Here is a 22,813-nt window from a genome sequence, read left to right as displayed (position 1 = left end):
AGAAAGGTGACATGACGATGCGGAACAAGCTCGCCCTGCTGCTGGTGCTCCCCGCCCTGGCCAGTTGCGGGATGCTGCCCGGCCAGGACCGGCAGGGAACGGGCGGCGAGGAGAAGCAGGCGGCCGCCCAGCAGCCCACGCCCAGCGCCACCCCCACCCCCACAGGGGAGCCGGCGTCGGCCGGGGAGCTGACGGCGATCACCAGCCGGAAGATCAAGCATGACGACAACACCCTGCGCATCGACCTCACCCAGCTCAAGCGCTCGGGCAAGATCGTCACGCTGACCTGGACGGTCACCAACCTCAACACCGACGGCAGCTGGTACGTGGGCGCGAACCTCGGCAGCGACGTCCTCGACTACACCACCTCGGCCGTCTCCCTGATCGACCCGGTCAACGGCAAGCGCTACCGGGTGGCCCGCAACGGCGCCGGTGAGGACGCGGCCTGCGTCTGCAGCCGGGTCAACCAGCACCTCAAGCCCGGCGGCGGCCTGGAGATGTACGCCGTCTACGGCGCCCCGCCCGCCGACATCACCAAGGTCAACGTCGAGATGGCGGATCTCGGAGTGTTCAACGATGTCCCTGTCTCCTAGCCTCGCCGCCGCCCTGCTGATCGCGCTGTCCCCGACCCCGCCGCCGGACACCGCCACGCTCCCGGTCGAGGACCTGGTCTTCCCGGTGGAGGACATCCTCCCCGAGACCGAGTCCCTGGACGGCGCCCAGAGCGAGACCAAGCGGGGCGACGAGGTACGCGTCGCGCTGACCAGCGACGTCCTGTTCGCGGTGGACAAGTGGGTGCTGACCGCCAAGGCCAAGCAGCGCCTGGGGTCCGTGGCCGCCAAGATCCGCTCCGAGGGTGCCGGAGGCGTGGTCAAGATCGAGGGCCACACCGACGACCAGGGCCAGGACGCCTACAACCTCACCTTGTCCCACCGCCGCGCCCAGGCCGTGCGCCAAGCCGTCCAGAGCGGCCTGACCGGCGTGACCTTCGAGGTCAAGGGGTACGGCGAAGCCCGCCCCAAGCTCCCCAACACCGTCGACGGCCGCCCTCAGCAGAAGAACCGTGCCAAGAACCGCCGCGTCGAGATCGTCTTCACCGTCAAAACCCCACAGTGAACCCGATCCCCCGCACCGACACCCCGTCCCACCCCACGCCAACCCGCCCACCGCAGCCACGGCGGCTGGCACGCGGTCCTGCCATGCGGTCCTGTCATGCGGTCCGGCCACCCGGGTCGGCCATGCGGGCCAGCCACCCGGGCCTGGCACGCGGTTTCTAGGCCTTGAGTTCGCCCAGGGTGGCGGTCACGGTGTCGGTTGTGCCGTCTGGGCGGATTACTTCGACCTTGACCTGGTCGCCGGGTTTGAGGGTGGTGAGGATCTCCGACAAGTCGGACATGGTGGGAGTGGGTTTGCCGTTGACGGAGACGATCACGTCGCCGGTCTCGATGCCCGCCTTCGCCGCCGCCCCGCCCCGCTCCACCCCGGCCACCGCCACGCCCACGGGCTGCCCGTTCTCGCCCAGGACCGTACGGCCCCTGAGGCCGAGTGCCGCGCGGTGGCTGTTGGTGACCTTGCCGCTCTTCACGATCTGGCCGGCGATGTCGGCGGCCGTGTTGCTCGGGATGGCGAAGCCGATGCCCGGAGCAGCGCCGCCGCCGAGCTCCGGGTCGGTGGCCGCGAGCGTCGGGATGCCGATCACCTGGCCGCTCATGTCGACCAGCGCGCCGCCGCTGTTGCCGGGGTTGATCGCGGCCGAGGTCTGGATGGCTCCGGCGATCGTCGCGCCGGGTGAGCCCGGGTTCTGCGGCTCGCTGACCGTGCGGCCGAGCGCCGAGACGATGCCCTGGGTGACGCTGCCCGACAGGCCGAGCGGGTTGCCCATGGCCAGGACGAGCTGGCCCACGCGCAGCTTGGAGGAGTCGCCGAACGTGGCGGGCTTCAGCCCGTTCGCGTCCTCCACCTTGATCACCGCGAGGTCGCCCGCCGGGAACGACGAGACGAGCTTGGCCTTGCGCGGGGTGCCGCCGGTGGCCAGCGACACCTCCATCTCGGTGGCCTGGCCGACGACGTGGGCGTTGGTCACCACGTGGCCGGAGGAGTCGTACACGATGCCGGAGCCGAGCCCCACCTTGGTGGTGATCTGCACGATGGACGGCAGCACCTGGGTGATGACCTGTTCGTAGCCGGACTCCACCTGGGCGGCCTGAGGGGTGCCGCCGGTCGGGCTGCCGGTCGGCGTGGCCGTACCCGTGCCCTGTGGTGTGGACGCGCCGCACCCGGCGGCCAGAACGACGGCGAGACCCGCCGCGATCAACCTCATACGAGGGTATCTTCCCAGGTCAGGCGGAAAGATACTCTTTTCTGACGTCGCTCCTGCTGAGCTTGCCGGTGGGGGTTCTGGGGAGAGATGTCCGGTACTCGATGAGCCGGGGGTGCTTGAGCCGGGCCAGCCGGGGCTCGCAGTGGGCCAGGAGCGCGGCGGTCAGTTCCTCGCCCGGGGTCGCGCCGGGTACGGGCTGGACGAGCGCCACGACCTTGTGTCCCCATTCGGGATCGGGCACGCCGATCACGGCCACGTCGGCCACCGCGGGATGTTCCAGGAGCGCCGCCTCGATCTCGGCCGGGTAGATGTTGACGCCGCCGGAGATGATCAGGTCGGTCCTGCGGTCGAGCAGGAAGAGGTAGCCGTCCTCGTCCACGTAGCCGATGTCGCCGGGCGTGTAGGCGCGCTCGCGCATGGCCGCGGCGGTCTTCCCGGGATCGCCGTGGTACTCGAAGCGGTTGATGCCGCCGATGTACACCAGGCCGGGCGCGCCGGGCGCGGCCTCGCCGCCGTCCTCGTCCACGATCGTGAAGGACATCCCGTCCAGCGCGCGGCCGACCGTGCCGGGGCGCTCCTGCCACTCGCGCGAGGAGACCATCGTGGCGACCGCCGCCTCGGTGGAGCCGTAGTACTCCCACAGCACCGGGCCCAGCCAGTCGATCATCGCCTGCTTGGTCGCGGGCGGGCAGGGGGCCGCGCCGTGATAGAGGTGGGTGAGCGAGGACAGGTCGTATTTCTCCCGATCCGGTACGGCCAGCAGCCGGTGGAACATGGTCGGGACCATGAAGGCGTTCGTCACCCGGTGCTCCTGGATCAGGCGCAACGTGTCTTCGGCGTCGAAGCGCTCCGGGGCGACGATCGCGTGGCCGTACTGCAGAGCCATCATGACCTGGCCGTAGGGGGCCGAGTGGTAGAGCTGCGAGCAGACCAGGTGCACGCCGTCGGCGGGCAGGCCGAAGTGCCGCCAGCTCTTGCGCATCAGGATCGGGTACACGTCCTCTGGCGTGAGGTCGAGCAGCCGCCTGCGCACGCCCTTGGGGCGGCCGGTGGTGCCGGAGGTGTAGAGCATCATCGATCCGGCCCTGCGGTCCTCGGGCGGGGTGCCGGGCAGGTGGTCGAAGCGCTCGATGTCCGAGCTGAACAAGACGTTGGCGGGGTGGCAGTCGGTGATGATGTAGAGAATCTCGTCGAGCGTGTAGTGCCAGTTGACCGGCACGTGGTAGGCGCCGATCTGGTAGGTGGCCAGCATGACGGCCAGGGAGTCGAGGCCGTTGCGCAGGACGCTGACGACGGCGTCGCCCCGGTTCAGGCCTTCGACGCGAAGGCCGTGGGACAGGCGGTTGGCGCGTTCGTGCAGGGCGCCGTAGGTGATCGTCTCCTCTCCCAGCAGGGCGGGACGTCCGGGGTCGGCGGTGGCGATCTCGTAAAAGCCCCTCATGTCAGGGGAGACTACAGAATTAGATTCTGTCCCGGGAATAGTCGCAATCTCGTCTAGCCTCGACGTCATGGCGGACGTCGGCGACCAAGTGCCCTCTTATGATGCTCCGACCACCCCCTTTCAGCGGGTGGTCGTGCCCGCCGACGCCGAGCCCGACGACACCGTGCAGATGCCCAGGATCGTCCTGCCCGACGAGCCCGCACCTGATCCGGAACCGGAACCCGAGGTCGACGACACCACGACGGCCTATGTCCGGCGCCCCGTGATCAAGCCCGCGGAAAAGCCCACCGCGAAGCCCGTCGCGAAGCCGGCCGCGAAGCCCGTGCGGAAGCCGGTGGAAAGGCCGGTCGAGAAGTCCAAGGCCGCGGTCGAGACGGTGACCGTGCCGCGCGTGTCGCCGCCGCGCATGCCGATGATCCCGCCTCCGCCCAAGCGGGGCATCAGCGAGATCCCCTTCCGGGTCGTCTACATGGTCGGCGCCGTCATCGCCACGATCATCGCCGTCCTGCTCATCTTCGTCTTCTTCTCCGGCGACACCCCCGACGCGAACCCGGCCAGGGCCACCGCGACCGCCAGCCTGGCCGGGGCCTCCCCGTCCGAACTCGCCCTTCCTCCGGCTCCTGAGGCCAAGGCCTTCCCCGCCTACAAGGGCAAGGCCGCGGTCGTGATCGGCCTGGTGGCCGACACCAAGACGGGCATCGTGTATCCCAGGCTGGGCACGCCGTGGCAGTCCAAGTCGTACGCGCCGTACACCGTGGCCCAGCGGATCGGCAAGGTGGCGCAGCCGTACACGATGATCGTCTCGGCGAAGTACCCGATCGAGGCCCCCAAGACCAAGCCCAAGGACGAGTCCGGCTACCGCGAGCTGGCGGTGCGGGCGGCGCGCTGGTCGCTGCGCACGCAGTTCCCGGCGGGGTCGACGCTGGCCTGGACGGGCTCGCAGCCGCTGGCCACGGGCAAGGGCTGGCTGCTCGGCTACCAGGTCACCTACGGCGCCAAGTCGTCGCAGGCGGTGGTGGCCGTGGTCGAGGTGGGCAAGACGAAGCCCGCGATGATGCTGGCGACCGTGGCCGACGGCCGCAAGACGCAGTGGCGGGATCTGACGACACTTCTGAAAGGTGTGCGCCCGCTATAGACAGAAGCATCCTCTAGAATATGGTTCTGCCATGGCATGGGACGCGCTGGAGGATGAGTAATGGCGATCGGGTTGAGCGAGGAGCACGAGGCGCTCCACGAGTCTGTCACCGGCTGGGCGGAGCGCAACATCCCCGCCGAGCTGCTGCGGTCCGGCACCGAAGAGCGGCCCGCGTTCTGGCCGGGGCTGGCCGAGCAGGGGCTGCTGGGCCTGCACCTGCCCGAGGAGTACGGCGGCTCCGGCTACGGGCTGCTGGAGGCCGCCGTCGCGGTCGAGGCGCTGGCCGAGCGGATGGCGCCGGGGCCGTACGTGCCGACGGTGCTGGCCGGCGCGGTCATCCACGCCTCCAAGCAGCACGGACTGCTGTCCGGCCTGGCCGGCGGCACGCTGACCGGCGCCGTCGCGCTCGGCTCCGCGCTGACGGGCGAGCGCGCCGCCGACGGCTCCCTCGTCGTCTCCGGTACGGCCGAGCCCGTCCTGGGCGGCGCGATGGCCGACATCCTGGTCCTGCCGGTGTCCACCGGTGACGGCGAGGAATGGATCGCGCTCGACGCCTCCGCCGCCACGGTGACGGCCGTCACGTCGCTGGACATCACGCGCTCGGTGGCCAAGGTGGAGGTGGCGGCGGCAGCCGTACCGGCTGAGCGGGTTCTGGACGGGGTCGAGGGGCCCGACGTGCTCAACCTCGCCGCCATCCTGCTGGGCGCCGAGGCCACGGGCCTGGCGTCGTGGTGTGTGCGGGCCGCCTCCGGCTACGCGAAGGTACGCGAGCAGTTCGGCCGGCCGATCGGCCAGTTCCAGGGCATCAAGCACAAGCTCTCGCGCATGCTGGTGGCGCTGGAGCAGGCCAGGGCCACCGTGTGGGACGCCACCCGCGCGGAGGGCCGTGAGCTGGAGTACGCCGCCGCGATCGCCGGCGTCATGGCCCCGGACGCCGCCGTCCAGTGCGCCAAGGACGCGATCCAGACCTTCGGCGGCATCGGCTACACCTTCGAGCACGACGCCCACCTGTACTACCGCCGGGCGCTCACCCTGCGCGCGCTGCTCGGCCCGAGCGCCGAGTGGGCCGCCTCCGTCACCGCGCTGGCGCTGCAGGGCGTCACCCGCGAGATGGAGATCGACCTGCCCGAGGGCGCGGAGGAGATGCGCGCCGCGATCCGCGCCGAGATCGCCGAGCTGGCGAAGCTGGAGGGACAGGAGCAGAAGCGGGCGCTGGCCGGCCAGGGCTTCGTGATGTCCCACCTGCCCAAGCCGTGGGGCCGCGCCGCCAAGCCGCTGGAGCAGGTACTCATCCAGCAGGAGCTCAAGGCCGCCAAGGTCAGGCTGCCGCAGATGATCATCGGTGCGTGGGTGGTGCCCTCCATCGCCACGTACGGCACGCCCGAGCAGCAGGAGCGCTTCCTGCCCAAGACGCTCAGCGGCGAGATGATCTGGTGCCAGTTGTTCTCCGAGCCCGGCGCAGGATCCGACCTGGCCAACGTGCAGATGAAGGCGGAGAGGGTCGAGGGCGGCTGGCGCCTGAACGGCCAGAAGATCTGGACCTCGGTCGCGCATGTGGCCGAATGGGGCATCTGCATCGCGCGTACCGACCCGTCCAAGCCCAAGCACGACGGGATCACCTACTTCCTCGTCGACATGAAGGGCGCGGGCGTCACGGTCCGGCCGCTGACGGAGATGACCGGCGAGAACCTGTTCAACGAGGTCTTCCTCGACGACGTCTTCGTCCCCGACGACCTGGTGGTCGGCGAGGTCGACAACGGCTGGCGGGTGGCGCGCAACACGCTGTCCAACGAGCGCGTCTCGCTGTCGTCCGGCTCGGGCGGCACCGGCTCGTCGGTGTCCGACCTGCTGGGGCTGACCTCCCGCCTGGGCCGCGACCTCACCCCGGTCGAGGCCGTGGAGCTGGCCGGCGTCATCTGCGAGGGGCACTCGATCAACGCGCTCTCCCTGCGGGTCACGCTCAAGCAACTGGCCGGAGGCGAACCCGGCGCCGACGCGTCGGTGCGCAAGCTGCTGTCCACCTCCCACGCGCAGCACGTATCGGAGACCGCGGTCGGCCTGCTCGGCGCCCAGGCCGTGATCGCCGCCGACATGAAGCTCGGCGACGCCGGCTACTGGAACCGCGCCGTGCTGGCGACCAGGGCCATGACCATCTACGGCGGCACCACCGAGGTGCAGCTGAACATCATCGGCGAGCGCATGCTCGGCCTCCCCAGGGACCCCGAGCCCGGCCGCTAGCTTGAGATCGGGTACGGCCCGGCGGGGCCGTACCCGGAGCGGTCAGCGGCGCGACTCGTAGGTGTCCACCGCGCGGCCGAGCCGCGCGAGCTTCTCCGTGTAGGTCACGGGGAAGAGGCCGGGCTCGGCGGGCGGACGGTGCGCGTCCACGTACTGGGTGCCGAGGTTGGTCAGGGCGACGACGATGTAGTGCCGGCCGTCCTTGCCGGGCAGCGACCTGACGATGCCGGCGTCGGCGCCGGAGTTGCCGACCCAGCCGGTCTTGTGGGAGTAGGTCACCTCCGCCTTGGCGTTGCAGGGGCGTACGTCACGGCCGAACTTGTTGCCGGCGACGGTGACGGTCCCGTCGGCGCCGATCCAGCGGTCCGCGACGGCGTGCGGGATGCCCGCGGCCGGGTACGCGCCGCCGCACCGGTTGGCCGAGGAGAGCATGTCGTTCCAGCCCTGGGCGGCGAGGTGCCGCTTGAACACCTGGCGGGAGGACGAGCTCAGCACGGCCTCGGTCACCGGCTTGCCGGCCGGAGTCGTCCAGGCCCTGCCGGGCAGGCCGTTGACCAGGGCGAGCAGCTTGGCGGTGTCGAGCGAGCTCATGGTGACCGGGTTCGACCAGCGCCCGCCGGTGGCCGGGTTGGTGTTCTTGAACTGCAGCGTCTCCAGGCCGAGGCTCTGGAAGGTCTGGTTGAGCTCGTCGACGGCGCCCTTGTCGTGCAGGAGCTTGACGAGCGCGCAGGTGGCGGGGTTGTTGGAGGAGGTGAGGGAGGCTTCCAGGTAGTTGGCGACCGTGTTGCTGGTGTCGCCCTGGCACAGGGAGCTGGTCTCGGTGGGACGGTAGTCGTAGGTGTCGGCCAGCGCGATGGTGCCCTTGTCGGCCAGGCGCAGCACGCCGAAGGCGACCATCAGCTTCAGCACGGAGGCCGGGTAGGGCGACATGAAGTCGATCGGCGCCTGCTCACGGCCGGGGACGATGTCGATCGTGCCCTTGCCCTGGTTGGCGTACCAGCCGTTGTCGTCCCACTGGCGCCAGCGCACGGCGTCGGTGTGGAAGTTTCTGTCGACGGGAACCACGACGCCGCGCGGGTGCTGCGGGCTCATCAGCACGGTGCCGGACGACAGCGGCCTGCCGTGGCGGTCGAGTTCGAGGACGGTGACGTCGAGCTGCGGCTGCTGCGCGATCGGCTTGGGATCGGCCGAGGCGAACAGGCGGGCGTAGTCCTCGGGCGGCGTGGCCTCCTTCTCCTCGGCGGAGGAGGCGAGCACCCGTGCCTGGGACGAACCCGGCGGGGCCAGGTCGAGCACCTCCTGGAAGCGTGCCCGGTCCATGGCCTGCTGGAGGAAGCGGGCGACGTGCCCGCTCTCCGCGGCCTGCGCGGGCATCGTGGTGAGGCTCAGGAAGAGGGTGCCGGCGGCGACCCCCGCGGCGGTTCGGCGGCTCTTCTGAAGGAATGACATGTGACTTGATCTTATTTACTGATCTTGGTGGACGGCGCCGATTCGGGAATGTCAGGGGGTGACCGGCTGCAGGGGGATGGGGCTGCCGGTCTTGGCGGGCATGGGCACGCCGACCCTGATCTCGCCCACGCAGGGGCGGGCGCCGTCGGGGGAGCGGATGGTCAGCTCCTGCCCGCCGCCCTTCACCGTGGCGTACGTCCAGCCGAGGTCCTTGCCCGTCTCCGCGTCGGCGGATCCGGTGCCGAGGCCGACGGTCAGCCGGGCCGGGCGCGGGTTGAGGTAGCTGACCTGCACGGTCCAGGCGCCCTGCGGCAGGGGGAGCGGGAGGCGGAAACGTTCCGGGGCGGGGCCGATCGGGCGGCAAGCGGTTCCGGCCGGGACGGTCAGTCCCTCGATGTTGACCGGGCGCAGCCGCCCGCGCTCGTCGAAGGTCATCAGGTTGCGCAGCGGGCCGTCGAGCTGCCGGACCCAGGTGACCGGGCGGCCGGCGATCGGGCCGAGGACCTTGGAGGCCAGCGCGTAGTCGTAGAAGAAGATCGGGTAGACGACCTTGGCGGGGACGTGGGTGTCCAGGACGACGAGGCCGGCGGGCGCCCTGCGCAGGGCGATGCGGCCGGTCTCGATGTAGGACTTGACGTTCTCGCCGAGGGGCAGGCGCGTGTACTGGGTGATGGACCAGATCGAACCCGCGGCGAAGACGGCGGCCAGCGGGATCCACACGATCCGCAGCGGGCGCTCGCCCTCGCGCGGGATGAAGGCCAGCGCCACCACGACGGCCGTCAGCGAGGCCGTGGGCGCGATGTAGCGCAGCTCGAAGCCGCCCAGATCGGGCCCGAGCTGCTCGATTCTGCCGATCATGACGGGGATGACGTCGGCCAGCAGGAAGTACCCGAGCAGCATGAGCCAGGCCAGCCACGCTCGCCGCCGGAAACGGATGGTCAGCGCCACGACCAGCGCGGCCGCGCCGAGCCCGGCCCAGACGGCGGCGTCGGGGGTGGCGGCGATGGCGTAGTCGTCGCCGATCGGGTGCCAGCGCCAGGGGCCGCCCAGGGCGGAGGCCACCAGAGAGCCGGAGAACAACCGCCAGGCGAACGCCGCCGCCACGGCGAGCGGGGGCAGGCTGGGCTGGACCGTGTCGTTGGTGAGCTGCACGGAGGTGAACACGGCCGGGAACAGGATCGCCGCGTACCCGGCCACGATCGCGGCGTACAGGGCCCAGGCCGGCCACTGCCACTTCCTGATGCCGCCGAGCCAGCCCGCGGTGAGCACGAAGGCCAGGACCGGGATGAACGGGGCCTTGACGAAGAACACCATCGCGAAGACGGTCCAGCCGGCGGCGGCCAGAGCGTGGCGGAAGCGCCGCGTGCGTACGTACAGGATGTGCGCGCCCAGGGCCATCGGCAGGGCGACCTGGAACGGGAGGGTCTCGATCACCACCGCCCACCAGGACAGCGACGAGATCGTCATCGGGGTGAGCAGGTAGAAGGCGAAGGGGAGCAGGATGGCGGGGCGGGAGCCGTACAGGAGGAAGAGCAGGCGCAGCAGGGCCAGCGCGGCCGCGCCCATGAGCACGATGGTGACCACGTGCATCAGCACGTCGTTGTAGACGCCGAGGCGGCCCATCGCCCAGTGCGCGCCGAACGGGCCGGGCATGAGGTGCCCGTAGTCGGCGCGCATGAGATAGTCCCAGGTCAGGTCGTTCTCCAGGCCGCGGGCGATGAAGGTGAAGTCGTCCTGCCTGAAGTAGGTCCTGCGGACCAGGTCGAACTTCCAGACGAGCTGGACGGCGACCATGACCATCGCGGCCGCGAGCACGCCGTCGCCGCGCAGCCACTGCCTGGGCTCCACCACGGTCTCGCTCGCCGCCGTCACGCATGAAGGCTAACGACGCCGTTGATCCTGATGGAATGGGCGTTGTCCGGTTGTGATGTGGTGTTATATCGGAATGTTTCCGCAGGTGTCGCGCTATGGGTGGTGGGCCGCCCTGCTCGGCACCGGCCTGGGCGCCCTCTGCCTCGGCCCCGGACTCGCTCCCGGGTACATCCTCATCCAGGACATGGTCTTCGTCCCCGACCCGGCGTTCTCGCCGTTCACCTTCGGATTGGCGGGCGGCTCGCCCCGCGCGGTGCCCAGTGACCTGGTGATCACGGTGCTGGCCCAGGTGCTGCCGGCGGACCTGGTGCAGAAGCTCGTGCTGCTGGGCGTCTTCGCCCTGGGTTGTTCCGGGGCCGCGCTGCTGGTGCCCGGGTCCGCCCTGGCGCCCCGGCTGGTCGCGGGGGCCTTCTACGTCTGGAACCCCTACGTGGCCGAGCGGCTGCTCATGGGGCAGTGGGCGTTGCTGCTCGGGTACGCGGGGCTGCCCTGGGTGGTGCTGGCGCTGGCCCGTGGCCGGTTGCCCGCCGTCGCGCTGCTGCCCGCCGCCGTGGGCGGGTTCGCCGCGATGATCGTCACCGCCGTCACGGCCCTTCCCCTCGCACTCTCCGGCACTTCCGGTACGGCGGCGCGGTGGAAGAGGGCCGGAGGCGTGGCGTTGTTGCTGGTGGCGTTCAGCCTGCCCTGGCTGGTGACCGCGCTGACCCGGGCCGACGGGCTGACCGGTGACCCGGTGGGCGTGGACGCCTTCGCCGCCCGCGCCGACGGGCCGTTCGGCACCGTCGTCAGCCTGCTGTCGCTGGGCGGCGTCTGGAACGCCTGGGCCGTCCCCGCGGGCTTCGACCAGCCGGTCACCGCCGCGGCCCGGCTGGCGCTGGTCCTGGCGGGCATCGCGGGCTTCTGGCTGGCGCTCAGGGACACGAAGCCGCGGTTCGGGCCGGGGCTGGCGGTGGCGGCCGGTGCGGGGTTCCTGATCGCCTGCCTCGGGGTCACCGAGCCGGGCAGGGACCTGCTCAAGTGGCTCATCGGGGTCTGGAGCGGGTTCGCGGTGCTGCGTGACGCCCAGCAGTACCTCGCCCCGCTGGCCCTCCTGGCCGCCGTCGGCCTGGGCATGCTCACCGCCCGGGTGGCCTCGCGCTGGGCCGTCGCCCTGGCGGTGGTGCCGCTGGCCGTGGTGCCGACGCTGGCGTGGGGGGCGTCGGGTGCGCTGGCGGCGGTGCCGTACCCGCTGAGCTGGGTGGAGGCGCGCGAGATCATCGGCCGGGACCCCGCGAAGGGTGATGTGCTGGTGCTGCCGTTCGAGTCCTACCGGCGCTTTCCGTGGAACGGTGATCGGGCGGTGCTCGACCCGGCGCAGCGGTTCTTCGCCACCCCGGGCCGCGAGGTGATCGTCAACGACTCCGTCAGGGTCGGCGATCTGGTCGTCGGCACCGAGGACGCGCGGGCCAAGCGGGTCACCGCGGTGCTGGGCGACCCGCGGCGGCTGGCCGAGGAGGGCATCCGGTACGTGGTCGTGGATTCCGGAAGCGCGGATCTTCCGGGCGCCCGGCTGCTCATGGACCGCCCGGAACTACGGCTCTACGCCCTGGAGCTATGAGAAGCGCCTGGGCGCCCGGGTGACAGCGTCCAGCTCCAGCACGGTGGCTCCGGTCTCGGCCTCCAGCGCCGGGGTGTAGCCCGCCGCCCGCAAGGCCTCCAGGGTCTCCCGCTCCGAACCGGCGCTGATGAGGACGGTGGGGGCGATCCGCCGCAGCCCGAGCCGGCGCAGGGAACGGGCGGCGGCGAGCTCGGCCAGCAGCGCCTCGTCGTCCGAACGGACGCAGCAGCCCGAGCGCACCACTCTCATCCGGCCGTGTGTCCGGCCGACGTCGTTGACCAGGTAGACCAGCGGCTGGGGTAGCTCCCCCCGGGCGACGGCGGCCAGCGACGCGAGCAGCTCGTCCGGGCCGGTTCCCGCGTCGAGCGCGCGGCGCACCGACGCGGCGCTGAACCGCCATACGACCGCGTGCCCCTCGGATTCGCGCGTGGCGGCGGACCCGAGCAACTCGGCCAGCGAGGCCTCCGGCGGGCCGGAGACGACGGCGGTCAGGTCGGCCTGGAAACGTGCGGTCGTCGCGGGGGCAGGCAGCAGCTCGGCCAGCGCCGAGGCCAGGGCAGGCGGCGGTTCGCTCAGGACCTGCGGGTACGCGGCGCCGGAGCGGAGCAGCTCAAGGGCCGCCCGGCCGAGGTCGGTGAGCGCGCCGTGCGCGGTGACGCCGAGGTGCTCCGCCTCGTTCATCACCGAGGCCATCTGGGACAGGCTCTCGGGCGAGCCGTCCACGAGGAAGGGACGGTGCCAGCTCACCGCCTCAAGCAGGTAGGCCATGTCCAGCCGCTCGTCGAGGCCGTGGCCGCCGGGGATCACGGCCAGCGCTTCGAGCATCGCGAGGCGCAGGTCGGGCGCGGCCGGATCGTGTACGAAGGCGATCGCCACCGGGGCCTCCTCGCCATCGGGCCACCAGGTGAGCAGGCCGGGCAGCGTGGCCCAGGCCGTGATCGCCGGGAGCAGCCGCCCCGCGGGGGTACGGCCGAGCCACTCATCGTAGGCGGCGGTCGGCACGACGCGCACAGTGGGCGCCGGGGCGGGCGCCCGCCGCCGCCCGGGAGGCTTCTCGACCGGATCGGCGATGCCGCCGAGCAGATCGGCGGCGAAGCACAGGTCAACGCAGAATCTGACGATCTCCTCATCCAGGCCGAGAGACTTGGCCACCCGTTTGGTGTCGCGGACGGCGACGCCGCCGTTCTTCCGTATGGTCAGCGGGGTCGCCGCGCACGCGCCGAGCACGCGCTCCAGTTGCCCGGCGAAGGCGGTGGCCTGTGCCTGGGCCGCCGCGCGTACCCCGGTGACGGCGGGCGAGTCCGGCGGGGGCGCGGGCGGCAGCGGATCGAAGGGGGCGAGCCGGTCGCCGCGGACCGCCATCGCCACCTCGGCGGGCAACTCGGCGAGATCGTGCTGACCGGAGGGCAGGACGAGTCCGCGGGCGGCCAGCCAGTCGGTCGCCGGGTCACCCCCGCCTCCGTCGCGGAAGGTGTACTTGGTGTGGCCGTAGGGACTTGTCGCGACGAAGACGTGAGTGCCCAGATAGGGGCCCTGGAACGCGAGCGTCTCCAGCAGTTCGGCGGCGTCCGGCGGGGCGAGCGCGAGAACGCCGCCGAGCAGCGACGGCTCCGTGAGGGTCGCGACGATCTCGTTTCGGGCGGCGGTCCTGTTGGCCGCCTTGGCGAACCCGAGGCCGGCCGCGACCTGATGCACCTCGGCGGCGTTGAAGTACGCGTCGATCAGGTCGGCCGCCGGGCGGCCGAGTTTGAGACCGCCGGAGACGGGGGCCCGCACCTCGGCCGGGAGATCCAGCTCGCCCGCGCTTCGATGAAGCAGCTTCCGCTCCGCCAGCGAGGTCAGCTGCGCCTTGACGGCCCGGAGCGCGGCGGGCTCGAACATCCGTAGTACGTCCGCCTCGGGCACCGGCCGGGCGCCGCGCCACCAGGAAGCCGGCGGAAGCGGGCCGTGGCGTTCGGCGGCCGCCCAGGAGATCGCGGCGAGGATCTGGTACTCCGGCAGCGTGCAGGCCTGGACATCCACCCGTCAAGGGTAGTGGCGTCGCCGGGTTTACGGGTCAGGTTGACACCCCTGGTGGACAAGTCCGGAATATTAAGATTCCGTCTAGCTACTTCCGAGTAGCTAGAATTGGTTCTAGGTTTGTGACGGCCCCCACATCACAGCCCGCAAGAGGAGGAACCCCCCGTGATCAAGATCCTCTTAGCAGCGATCATCGGCATCGCCGTGGCCGCTCTGGTGACGACGGTGACAACCGTCTCGCTCACGGGTTCTACCGCGACGCCTGTCAACAGGCCGCTTTACAACTACGGCGACCGGTAAGCCGCACGTCATGCCGCCGTCCCGCCGAGGGGACGCGCGGGTAAGCCGTACACCACTGCTTGAGATCGTCGTCCCGGCCTACAACGAGGAACGACGACTCCCCGGGGGCCTCCTGCAGCTGTGCGCGAAGCTTGCCCAAATGCCGTTCCCGGCCGCCGTCATCGTCGTCGACAACAACAGCACGGACACCACAGCCGAGATCGTCAAGACGTGGCCGGAAGGCGAGGTTCCGGTCCGCCTGATCGCCTGCCCCGTCCCCGGCAAGGGCGCCGCGGTGCGGGCGGGACTTCTGGAGACGCGGGCCCCGCTGGTCGGGTTCTGCGACGCCGACATGGCCACCGACCTCGACGCGGTCGACGTGGCCGTCGGTCTGCTGCTCTCCGGGGAGCGCGTGGTCATCGGCTCGCGGGCGCACACCTTCTCCGAGGTCGAGAACCGCCACAGCCGTGTGCGCGAACTGGGCGCCGTGGGCTTCCGCGCGCTCGCCTCCCGTCTCGTCCGCGGGGTGAGCGACACGCAGTGCGGCTTCAAGTTCTTCGACGGCCGGCTCGCCCGCGAGGTGGCCGGACGCATGCGCACGCCCGGGTTCGCCTTCGACGTGGAGTTCCTCGCCCGCTGCGCGGCGCTGGGCTCCGCGGCGATGGAGATCCCCATCCAGTGGCACGACATGCCGGGATCGCGTTTCTCCCCGGCCCGGCACAGCGCCGGGATCCTGCTGGAACTCGGTGGGATCTGGCTACGGCTGCGCGCCGAGTCACGCGGCGTCGTACGCCCGGCGTGGGAACACGCGCCCGACCCCGTCGGATATTCGTGATCCCGTCCGAACTCGAAGGACTACGCGTCGCCGTCATCAACTGGCGGGATCCGTGGCACCCGGCCGCCGGCGGCGCCGAGACGTACGCCTGGCAGATGGCCAGGCGCTTCGCCCGCGCGGGCGCGCGGGTGCGCTTCGTGACGGCGCGCGCGCCCGGCCAGGCCCGCCACCAGACCGTCGACGGGGTACGGCTGGCCAGGATGGGCGGCCTGTTCACCGTCTACCCGCTGGTGCTGGCCTGGCTGCTGCGCCGCAGGAACAGGTTCGACGTGGTGCTCGACTGCCAGAACGGCATCCCGTTCTTCACGCCGTGGGTGCTGCACCGCCGTACCAGAGTGATCTGCGTCGTGCACCACGTGCACGACCGGCAGTTCGACGTGCACCTGCCGCGGTGGCTGGCCGTGCTGGGCCGCTTCCTGGAGGGCCCGGCCTCGCGCTGGACCTACCGCAGGCGGCGCAGCGTCGCGGTCTCCCCCTCGACGGTGGCGGCGATGCGCGTACGGCTCGGCTGGCATGGCCCGATCGACATCGTCCCGAACGGCGTCGAACCGGGCACGGATCACCGGGCGGCGCGCAGCCGTGCGCCCAAGCTCGTCTGCGTGGGCAGGCTCGTCGCGCACAAGCGCGTCGACCTGCTGCTCGACGCCGTGCCCGAGCTGCGCGAGCGCTGGCCAGAGCTGACCGTGGACATCGTCGGCCGCGGCCCCGAGGAGGAACGGCTGCGCGCGCGGCTGCCGGAAGGCGTGACCATGCACGGCTACGTGTCCGAGGACGAGAAGGAGCGGCTCATCTCGACCGCCTGGCTGCAGGTCAACGCCTCCCAAGGCGAGGGCTGGGGACTGTGCGTGCTGGAGGCCGCCGCGCTCGGCGTGCCCACGGTCGCCTTCGACGTGGACGGGCTCAGGGACGCCATCCGCCACGGCGAGACCGGCTGGCTCGTGTCCGAGGGCGCCGACCTGGCCAAGGGCATCGCCGCCGCGCTCGACGAGCTCGACGGCGCCCAGAGCGCGAGCTGCCGTGGCTGGGCGTCGAGGTTCCGCTGGGACAACAGCGCCGAACGGCTGGCAGAGCTGGCCCTGGGCCGTCCGGTCGCGCCGATGCGGGTCTTCGGTTGGGAGCCGTCGTGAACGACACCCCGGTCAGCGGGCGGGCCAGGCACCGGCTCTGGCTGGCGATCTGCTGCCTCGGCTTCGCCGTCCTGGCGTTCACCACCAGTCCCGGCGACATCATCGCGGACACCAAGATCGACCTCGCGCTCAACCCGGTCGGCTGGCTGGAACGCCTGGCCCACCTCTGGGACCTCCAGCACTTCGGCCAGCTCCAGAACCAGGTCGCCGGATACCTCTTCCCCATGGGCCCGTTCTTCGCCCTCGGCGAGCTGCTCGGCCTGGACCCCTGGATCACCCAGCGGCTCTGGCTGACGTTGCTCATGTGCGTCGCGTTCCTCGGCGTAGAACGGCTGGCCAGGCAGTTCGGCATCGGCAACCCCGGCACCCGCGTCGTCGGCGCGCTGGCGTACGCGCTCGCGCCCCGGGTGCTGTCGATCATCGGCGAGATCTCCGCCGAGTGGCTGCCCGCCGCGATGCTGCCGTGGATCCTGCTCCCGCTGCTGACCGCCGCCGAGACCGGCCAGCGGGCCAGGGCGGCGATCAGATCGGGCCTGGCCGTCGCCCTCTGCGGCGGCGTCAACGCCGTCGCCGTGCTCGCCGTGCTCATCGCCCCGGTGCTCTACATCCTGACCAGGCCCAAAGCCGTCCCGCGCTGGCGCATGCTGGCCTGGTGGAGCGGCGCGGTGGGCGTGGCCACGCTGTTCTGGTGGCTGCCGCTGCTGCTCGTGGGCCGGTACGCGTTCTCCTTCCTGCCCTACACCGAGACCTCCACCGCCACCACCCAGGTCACCTCGCTGACCAACGTGCTGCGCGGCGCCTCCGACTGGGTGCGCTACCTGACCGTCAACGGCGTGGACGCCCAGCCCGCGAGCTTCGCCATCGCGACCTCCGCGCTCATGATCGTCGTGACCGGCGTGCTCGCCGCGCTCGGCCTGGCCGGGCTCGCCCACCGCGACCTGCCCGCGCGCGGCTTCGTGATCGGGCTCTTCCTCGTCGGCGTGACCGCGCTGACCGCGGGCCACATGAGCGCGCTTGAGCCCGTCGTCGCCGAGCCCGTGCGCTGGCTGCTCGACGGTCCGCTGGCCCCGCTGCGCAACCTGCGCAAATTCGATCCTCTGGTACGGCTGCCGCTCGCCCTCGGCCTGGCCCACCTGCTCGTCAAGGTTCGCCTGCCGGTCAAGGCCGTGGCCGCGACCGCCTTCGCCTGCCTGGTGCTGCCCGTGTTCAACGTGGGCCTGGGCGCTCCCGGGCACTTCAAGGAGGTCCCGCTCTACTGGCGCCAGGCCGCCGCCTGGGTCAACGAGAATGCCGGCGGCGAAGGCGTCCTGGTCGTACCCGGCGCCAAGTTCGGCGAGTACCTGTGGGGCCGGCCCATGGACGACCCCATGCAGCCCATGTTCGCCGCCCGCTGGACGACCAGGCAGGTGACCGCGGCCGGCTCGATCGGGCTCAGCCGGCTGCTCGACGCCGTCGACCAGCGCTTCGCCGCCGGGCACGGCTCGCCCGGCCTCACCGAGGTCCTGCGCCGCATGGGCGTGCGCTACCTGCTCGTCCGCAACGACCTGAACCGGGCCGCCATCGCCGGCGCCTACCCCTCCAGGATCTACGAGGCGCTGCGCGAGTCACCCGGCATCACCCGGCTGCAGTCGTTCGGCGGCGAGGTCGGCGACACCAAGACCGACGACGCCGAGAACTCCGTCGATTGGCCCTTCCCCGCCCTGGACCTGTACGAGGTGTCGGGCAGTTCGGGTGCGGTCGGCGTGCTACCGGCCGGGGACGCGCTGGCCGTACGCGGTGGGCCGGATTCCTTGCTGTCCATGGGCGACCTCGGCCTGCTGGGGGACTCGCCCGTCCTGGTCAACGGCGACGCCGGCACCCGCGAGGCGCCGACCGTGGTCAGCGACGCGCTACGGCTGCGCGAACGCCACTTCGGCGAGATCCGCTCCAACTGGACCCAGACGCTCACCGCCGACCACCGCGAGGACTTCACCGGCGTACGCGCACTCGACCTGCTCGAAGACGGCTGGCTGGACGACACCGCCACCGCCGAGTACGAGGGCGTCTCCGCCGTGACCGCCTCATCCTCGGCCGCCGACGCCGGTGCCGTACCCGGCATCAGCAGTTCGGGACGCAGCCCGTGGGCCGCCCTGGACGGCGACTACGAGACCAACTGGGAGACCAGCGGCTGGAAACCGCCCGCGGGCGAGTGGCTGCGCCTCGACTTCCCCGCCGAACGCACGCTGCCCGGCATGAAGGTCACCTTCACCAACAACGTGCTGCTCGGCCAGTCCATCAAGACCGTGGCCGTGGAGACCGAGAACGGGCGGATCGTCCAGGACGTCCAGCAGACCAACAGCCCGCAGAGCCTGCGTGTCCCGTCCGGCACCACCGGCTGGGTACGCATCAAGGTCGTCGCCACCACGAGCCGCTCCTGGAACTTCGTCGAGCGGGTCGGCATCAGCGAGATCGCCATCCCGGGCCTGATGCCCGGCCGTACCATCCGGCTGCCGCAGGCCACCGGCGACGTCTACGTCATGGACCGCGGCGTCGACGAGCGCCCCCGCTGCATGCGCAACCAGGCCCGCTGGGTCTGCAACCCCCTCCTGGAACGCCCCGGCGAGGAGGGGGCCGGCTTCGACCGCACCTTCACCGCCGCCGAGGACGCCAAGAACGGGCTGAGCGGCTTCGCCGTCCTGCGCGACCCCGCGCTCGTCGACCGCTACACCCGCCTGACCGACGACCTCCCGTCCATCAAGGGCACCTCCCAGGTCAGCAAGGACCCGGTCGTCGCCCCCCGATCCGCCTTCGACGCCGACGCCGGCACCACCTGGATCCCCGCCGGCCCCGACGCCGAACCCGCCCTGACCATCGGCTGGAAGAAGCCGAAGACGATCTCCCGCATCCAGATCGCCCGGCCGGGCGGCGACAAGCAACCCCTGGACGTCATCGTCACCGGCGACAAGGGTGCCACCCGCGGCGCCCGCGTCGACGCCGGCGGGAACCTGGTCTTCAAGCCCATGACCACCCGCACGCTCAAACTCCGCTTCTCCGCCGCCTCCCGCCGCCTCCAGGTCACCGAGCTGATCATCCCCGGAGTGACCCCGGCCAGCCGCCCCGAGGGCATCCCGTTCCGCCTGGGCTGCGGGCAGGGCCCCACCCTTCAGCTGAACGGCAAGCAGGTCCGGACCAAGGTCAGCGGCACCTACGCCGACCTGCTGGAACAGCGCCCCGTCCGCTTCGTCAGCTGCGCCAAGGCCGCGATCTCCGCAGGCGCCAACCGCGTCAGAATCCCCGGCTGGGAGCCATGGGCGGTGTCCAGCCTGATGGTCGGCTCGCTCCAGCCCGGCTCACCCGCCGTCGCCGGCGCCGCCGTCCAGGGCACCTGGACGCCGTCCCTGCGCGAGGTACGCGTCACCGCGCCCAAGGACTCCTTCCTCATCGTCAACGAGAACTTCAACGAGGGATGGCGGGCCGAACTCGACGGCCAGACGCTGCGGCCGGTGCGGATCGACGGCTGGAAACAGGCCTGGGAACTGCCCGCCGGCACCACCGGGACCGTCCGCCTGGAGTACCGGCCTGACCGGACCTACTGGCTGGCGCTGGCGGCCGGGCTGGCGGGCATCGCGGGGCTCGCCTTGCTGGCCCTCGTCATGCGTGGGCCACGTCCTGAGCATGTCCTGCAGACCGCGCCCGCTCACCGGTCTCGGCTGGATCGGTGGCGGGTGCCGTACGTGATCGTGCTGGGGCTCGCGTTCGGCGGGTGGGTGGCAAGCTGGCCCGGCATGGCGGCCGTCCTGGCGACAACCGCCCTGGTCCTCCTAACCCGCCTCCACCCCACCCAGCCCCGCACCCCCAGGCCTTCCCACACCCCCACACCCACGGGCACACCAGCGCCCCCACACAGCCACACTCCCGCGCCCTCCCACGGCGACTCCGCCACGCCCACCCACCGCGGCGCCCTCTCGTCTGCGCAGGCCCGAACTCCCGCGCCATTGCCCGGCCACGAGCACATGCCCGTCCCGGCATCTCCGGCCACAGCGGCGTCTGTGCCTTCGCGTGGTCCGGCCGTCGTCTCCGTCTCCGCGTCCTTGCCCGGCACTGGTTCCGAAGGTGTGGTTCCTGGACAGGCGCCGGGAGGCGTACCCGAGACGCCCGCGGACCGTAGGGGCGGGCGGATCGCGGGGATGGTGGCGTCGCCGTGGCTGGGAGCGGTGCTGTTCGTGCTCGCGGCGGCGGCCGTGGCGGCCGGGATCCGGCTGGATCTGCCGGTCCTGGCCGACCAGGTGGCTCAGCTGATCGCCTGCGCGGCCATGGGAGCGCTGTTCGGGGCGCTGGTCACCGTGCCGCCCCGGACGGTTCCCGAGCCGGAGGTTCCGGCGGTGGAACAGGAACTCGCCGCCGCAGCCCGCTGAGCCGCAGGGCGTTCTCCTCAACGAGGTGGTAACTCCCCGCACTGATCAGCAGCGTCCCGATCAGCGTGAAGGTCGCGACAGGCCAGAAGTTCCCATTGAACGGCTCCGCGTCCGTCACCTTGTAATACAAAGTGATCACCGGCGCATGCCAGAGGAACACGCTGTAGGAGATCCGCCCCAGATAAGCCGAAACGGGATTCCCCAGCACCCGATGCCGCAAGGAGTCGGTACGAGGCGCCAACGCGAACGGCGCCACCACCAGCACCGCCACCGCGGTCTCCAGCATCATCCGCCAGAGCGACTGCGACAACGAAGGCAACGTCAACGTACGCGGCCCCGCCAGCTCCGTACTGAGCATCGCGTAGAGCAGCACCGCCAGCACCAGCAACTGCGGCGCCAGTGAGTCCAGCGCCCGAGACTCCTTGATCCACACCGACAGGACAGCCATGGCCATCCCAGCGGCGAAGTAGATCAGATGATGCGGCAACCACAAGGCCAGCTGCGGCTGATCCCACACATGCGCCGCCACCACCGTGGCAATCGAGATCACCGGCAGGACGGCAATGCCCCCCAACAACCGCACCGCCCGATTCCCCCGCCGCGCCCAAACCCCCAGACACCAGGCGATGAGCGGCAACGCCAGATAGAAGGCCAGCTCGATAGGCATGGTCCACATCTGGTAGAGCCCGTCAGGTGCCTGGCCCTGGCCGGTGTAGTTCTGGAGCATCAGCATCCAGGTGGCCCAGCCGTACCCGTCGAGCGAACTCCAGGCCCACAGCGCCAGCGCGGTCACCAGCCAGTAGGCAGGAAAAACCCGCAGAAGCCGCCGCCACAGATACCGCGGCGTACCAGGCGCCCGACCCCCCTCAACAAAAGCCTTGGCCCAGGGCCGAAACAACAGCAGCCCGGAAAGCAGAAAGAAGATCGGCACCGCGATCCCGAGCCGCGTGGTCATCCACGCGAACATCCCATCCCGATAGATGACCCCCGTATTCCCCCCAACATGCAACAGCCAGACCCCCAGCGCCGCCAACCCCCGAATCCCATCCAACGCCGCATCCCGCCCACTCCCACCTGCCGACTGATAGGTGGGTTCGGTGCCGTGGGGTGTTGCTCCGCCGCCTGCCGACTGGTTGGTGGGCTGGGCGGTGCCAAGGGTTGCCCCGGTGGCTGCCGATTGGTTGGTGGGTTCGGCGGGGGGTTGGGGTGTGTCGGGGGGTGGTGGCTGGTTGGCCGAGGGACTGGGGGTGGGGGTTGGGGGTGGGGTGCCGGCTACGAGTTTGTCTTCGGGGGGTTTTCTCACGGGCGTTTCCTCAGGACGAGCACCAGGTTCCACGTTGCGAACTCCCTGACGATCGGGACCTTCAGCATCGGGCGGTACCACCAGGGCAGGTAGCGGGGGATCGCGTCCACCAGCTCCACCTCTGCGGTGGTTCGGGCCCAGCGGAGGCCTGCGGCCACTGAGACGGGGTACAGACTCTCCTTGTACCGATTTTTCGGCGGCCTGCCGTGTTTTTCGTGGTATTTCCGGGCGGCCAACTCCCCACCCAAGTAGTGCCACGGCGACGTCTCGTGCCCGCCCCACGGCGACAGCCAGTTCGTGTAGGCGAGGAAGATCAGGCCGCCTGGTCTAGTCACCCGGGCCATCTCGGTGGCCATCCGCCACGGGTCCGGCACGTGCTCCAGCACGTTCGAGGAGAAGCAGACGTCCACGCTGCCGTCGCGGAACGGCAGGTCCATGGCGCTGCCCAGCAGCCCGCCGCCCGCCAGTTCGCCCGCGTTCACGTCGACGCAGACGCAGCGCGCGCCCCTGCGCCGGAACTCCCGCGCGAAGTAGCCGGGGCCGCCGCCCACGTCGAGCACGGTCCGGCCGTCCAGGTCCGCGTACCCCACGAGCTGGGCGGCGGTGTCGGCGGCCAGCGTCGTGTAGTAGGCGTCCCCGTCGCTCTGCTCGGAGCGGAAGGCGCGGAACAGCCGTAAGGACCGCGCGAGATCGGCGCGTACCGGAGTGTCTCCCATAACCCAACCCACGTTAGAACCTGTTTCTATCGATTTGGTTGCGGCTCTATACCGCCCGGTGACGCATGTCACTCACTGTCATACTTTG

The 22,813-nt window shown here is 71.1% G+C and carries 16 protein-coding genes; 9 read left to right on the top strand and 7 right to left on the bottom strand.

All coding sequences use genetic code 11. From position 1 onward, the window contains the following. Positions 1-11: 11 nt before the first annotated feature. Positions 12-593 carry a hypothetical protein gene (locus tag ACFWY5_RS07850; protein ID WP_379630871.1) on the top strand — a complete coding sequence of 194 codons (582 nt, stop codon included), beginning with the start codon at positions 12-14 and terminating at the stop codon, positions 591-593. Continuing rightward, entirely contained in the window at positions 577-1,116 is a 540-nt protein-coding gene (locus tag ACFWY5_RS07845; RefSeq protein ID WP_379630870.1) for an OmpA family protein, read from the top strand. Before ACFWY5_RS07850 ends, ACFWY5_RS07845 begins: the two co-directional genes overlap by 17 nt. 157 nt (positions 1,117-1,273) lie before the next feature. Here ACFWY5_RS07845 and ACFWY5_RS07840 read toward each other — a convergent pair whose 3' ends face one another. Both ACFWY5_RS07840 and ACFWY5_RS07835 read right to left on the bottom strand, forming a co-directional pair. Continuing rightward, a complete protein-coding gene (locus tag ACFWY5_RS07840; RefSeq protein WP_379609768.1) occupies positions 1,274-2,320 on the bottom strand; it encodes a S1C family serine protease in 1,047 nt (348 codons plus the stop codon). A 19-nt stretch (positions 2,321-2,339) separates the two neighbouring features. Continuing rightward, positions 2,340-3,761, bottom strand: coding sequence for an AMP-binding protein (locus ACFWY5_RS07835; RefSeq protein ID WP_379630869.1), 1,422 nt, complete (start codon positions 3,759-3,761; stop codon positions 2,340-2,342). Positions 3,762-3,828: 67 nt separating this feature from the next. Here ACFWY5_RS07835 and ACFWY5_RS07830 point away from each other — a divergent pair, with 67 nt between their 5' ends. Continuing rightward, positions 3,829-4,896: a hypothetical protein gene (locus tag ACFWY5_RS07830; protein ID WP_379609766.1), complete on the top strand. Its 1,068-nt coding sequence runs from the start codon at positions 3,829-3,831 to the stop codon at positions 4,894-4,896. A gap of 60 nt (positions 4,897-4,956) precedes the next feature. Next, a complete protein-coding gene (locus ACFWY5_RS07825; RefSeq protein WP_379630868.1) occupies positions 4,957-7,134 on the top strand; it encodes an acyl-CoA dehydrogenase in 2,178 nt (725 codons plus the stop codon). A 42-nt stretch (positions 7,135-7,176) separates the two neighbouring features. Here ACFWY5_RS07825 and ACFWY5_RS07820 read toward each other — a convergent pair whose 3' ends face one another. Together ACFWY5_RS07820 and ACFWY5_RS07815 are read right to left on the bottom strand one after the other, a co-directional pair. Further along, a complete protein-coding gene (locus tag ACFWY5_RS07820) occupies positions 7,177-8,583 on the bottom strand; it encodes a serine hydrolase (RefSeq protein ID WP_379630867.1) in 1,407 nt (468 codons plus the stop codon). A gap of 51 nt (positions 8,584-8,634) precedes the next feature. Continuing rightward, positions 8,635-10,455 (bottom strand): hypothetical protein, encoded by a 1,821-nt coding sequence (locus ACFWY5_RS07815; protein ID WP_379630866.1) that lies wholly within the window; start codon positions 10,453-10,455, stop codon positions 8,635-8,637. A gap of 85 nt (positions 10,456-10,540) precedes the next feature. On the opposite strand from ACFWY5_RS07815, the gene ACFWY5_RS07810 reads away from it, so the two are divergent. After that, positions 10,541-12,052, top strand: coding sequence for a hypothetical protein (locus ACFWY5_RS07810; RefSeq protein WP_379630865.1), 1,512 nt, complete (start codon positions 10,541-10,543; stop codon positions 12,050-12,052). Here the strand turns inward: ACFWY5_RS07810 and ACFWY5_RS07805 are convergent. Beyond that, positions 12,047-14,074 (bottom strand): helicase-associated domain-containing protein, encoded by a 2,028-nt coding sequence (locus ACFWY5_RS07805; protein ID WP_379630864.1) that lies wholly within the window; start codon positions 14,072-14,074, stop codon positions 12,047-12,049. The genes ACFWY5_RS07810 and ACFWY5_RS07805 overlap by 6 nt on opposite strands. A gap of 162 nt (positions 14,075-14,236) precedes the next feature. Between ACFWY5_RS07805 and ACFWY5_RS07800 the strand changes: the two genes are divergently transcribed. The 4 genes from ACFWY5_RS07800 to ACFWY5_RS07785 are packed head-to-tail and all read left to right on the top strand — an operon-like array spanning position 14,237 to position 20,706. After that, a complete protein-coding gene (locus ACFWY5_RS07800; protein WP_281395023.1) occupies positions 14,237-14,371 on the top strand; it encodes a hypothetical protein in 135 nt (44 codons plus the stop codon). 10 nt (positions 14,372-14,381) lie between these two features. Continuing rightward, positions 14,382-15,185, top strand: coding sequence for a glycosyltransferase (locus ACFWY5_RS07795; protein WP_379609760.1), 804 nt, complete (start codon positions 14,382-14,384; stop codon positions 15,183-15,185). Continuing rightward, positions 15,182-16,312 carry a glycosyltransferase family 4 protein gene (locus tag ACFWY5_RS07790; RefSeq protein ID WP_379630863.1) on the top strand — a complete coding sequence of 377 codons (1,131 nt, stop codon included), beginning with the start codon at positions 15,182-15,184 and terminating at the stop codon, positions 16,310-16,312. The genes ACFWY5_RS07795 and ACFWY5_RS07790 overlap by 4 nt, the downstream gene beginning before the upstream one ends. After that, positions 16,309-20,706, top strand: a complete 4,398-nt coding sequence (locus ACFWY5_RS07785) for an alpha-(1->3)-arabinofuranosyltransferase family protein (RefSeq protein WP_379630862.1) — start codon at positions 16,309-16,311, stop codon at positions 20,704-20,706. Before ACFWY5_RS07790 ends, ACFWY5_RS07785 begins: the two co-directional genes overlap by 4 nt. On the opposite strand, the gene ACFWY5_RS07780 is transcribed toward ACFWY5_RS07785, so the two are convergent. Continuing rightward, positions 20,630-22,009, bottom strand: coding sequence for an acyltransferase family protein (locus ACFWY5_RS07780; protein ID WP_379630861.1), 1,380 nt, complete (start codon positions 22,007-22,009; stop codon positions 20,630-20,632). The genes ACFWY5_RS07785 and ACFWY5_RS07780 overlap by 77 nt on opposite strands. Beyond that, positions 22,006-22,725, bottom strand: a complete 720-nt coding sequence (locus ACFWY5_RS07775; RefSeq protein ID WP_379630860.1) for a class I SAM-dependent methyltransferase — start codon at positions 22,723-22,725, stop codon at positions 22,006-22,008. The genes ACFWY5_RS07780 and ACFWY5_RS07775 overlap by 4 nt, the downstream gene beginning before the upstream one ends. Between the last annotated feature and the right edge of the window lie 88 nt (positions 22,726-22,813).

Source organism: Nonomuraea sp. NPDC059007 (assembly GCF_042740555.1).
In the GTDB taxonomy this organism is placed as follows: domain Bacteria; phylum Actinomycetota; class Actinomycetes; order Streptosporangiales; family Streptosporangiaceae; genus Nonomuraea.
This window is presented reverse-complemented; position numbering and strand designations above follow the sequence as displayed.

Bases quoted from the DNA above. Each gene is read 5' to 3' on its own strand.
- ACFWY5_RS07820 (WP_379630867.1), bottom strand. From the start codon at position 8,583: ATGTCATTCCTTCAGAAGAGCCGCCGAACCGCCGCGGGGGTCGCCGCC.
- ACFWY5_RS07850 (WP_379630871.1), top strand. From the start codon at position 12: ATGACGATGCGGAACAAGCTCGCCCTGCTGCTGGTGCTCCCCGCCCTG.
- ACFWY5_RS07825 (WP_379630868.1), top strand. From the start codon at position 4,957: ATGGCGATCGGGTTGAGCGAGGAGCACGAGGCGCTCCACGAGTCTGTC.
- ACFWY5_RS07775 (WP_379630860.1), bottom strand. From the start codon at position 22,725: ATGGGAGACACTCCGGTACGCGCCGATCTCGCGCGGTCCTTACGGCTG.
- ACFWY5_RS07795 (WP_379609760.1), top strand. From the start codon at position 14,382: ATGCCGCCGTCCCGCCGAGGGGACGCGCGGGTAAGCCGTACACCACTG.
- ACFWY5_RS07840 (WP_379609768.1), bottom strand. From the start codon at position 2,320: ATGAGGTTGATCGCGGCGGGTCTCGCCGTCGTTCTGGCCGCCGGGTGC.
- ACFWY5_RS07845 (WP_379630870.1), top strand. From the start codon at position 577: ATGTCCCTGTCTCCTAGCCTCGCCGCCGCCCTGCTGATCGCGCTGTCC.
- ACFWY5_RS07835 (WP_379630869.1), bottom strand. From the start codon at position 3,761: ATGAGGGGCTTTTACGAGATCGCCACCGCCGACCCCGGACGTCCCGCC.
- ACFWY5_RS07830 (WP_379609766.1), top strand. From the start codon at position 3,829: ATGGCGGACGTCGGCGACCAAGTGCCCTCTTATGATGCTCCGACCACC.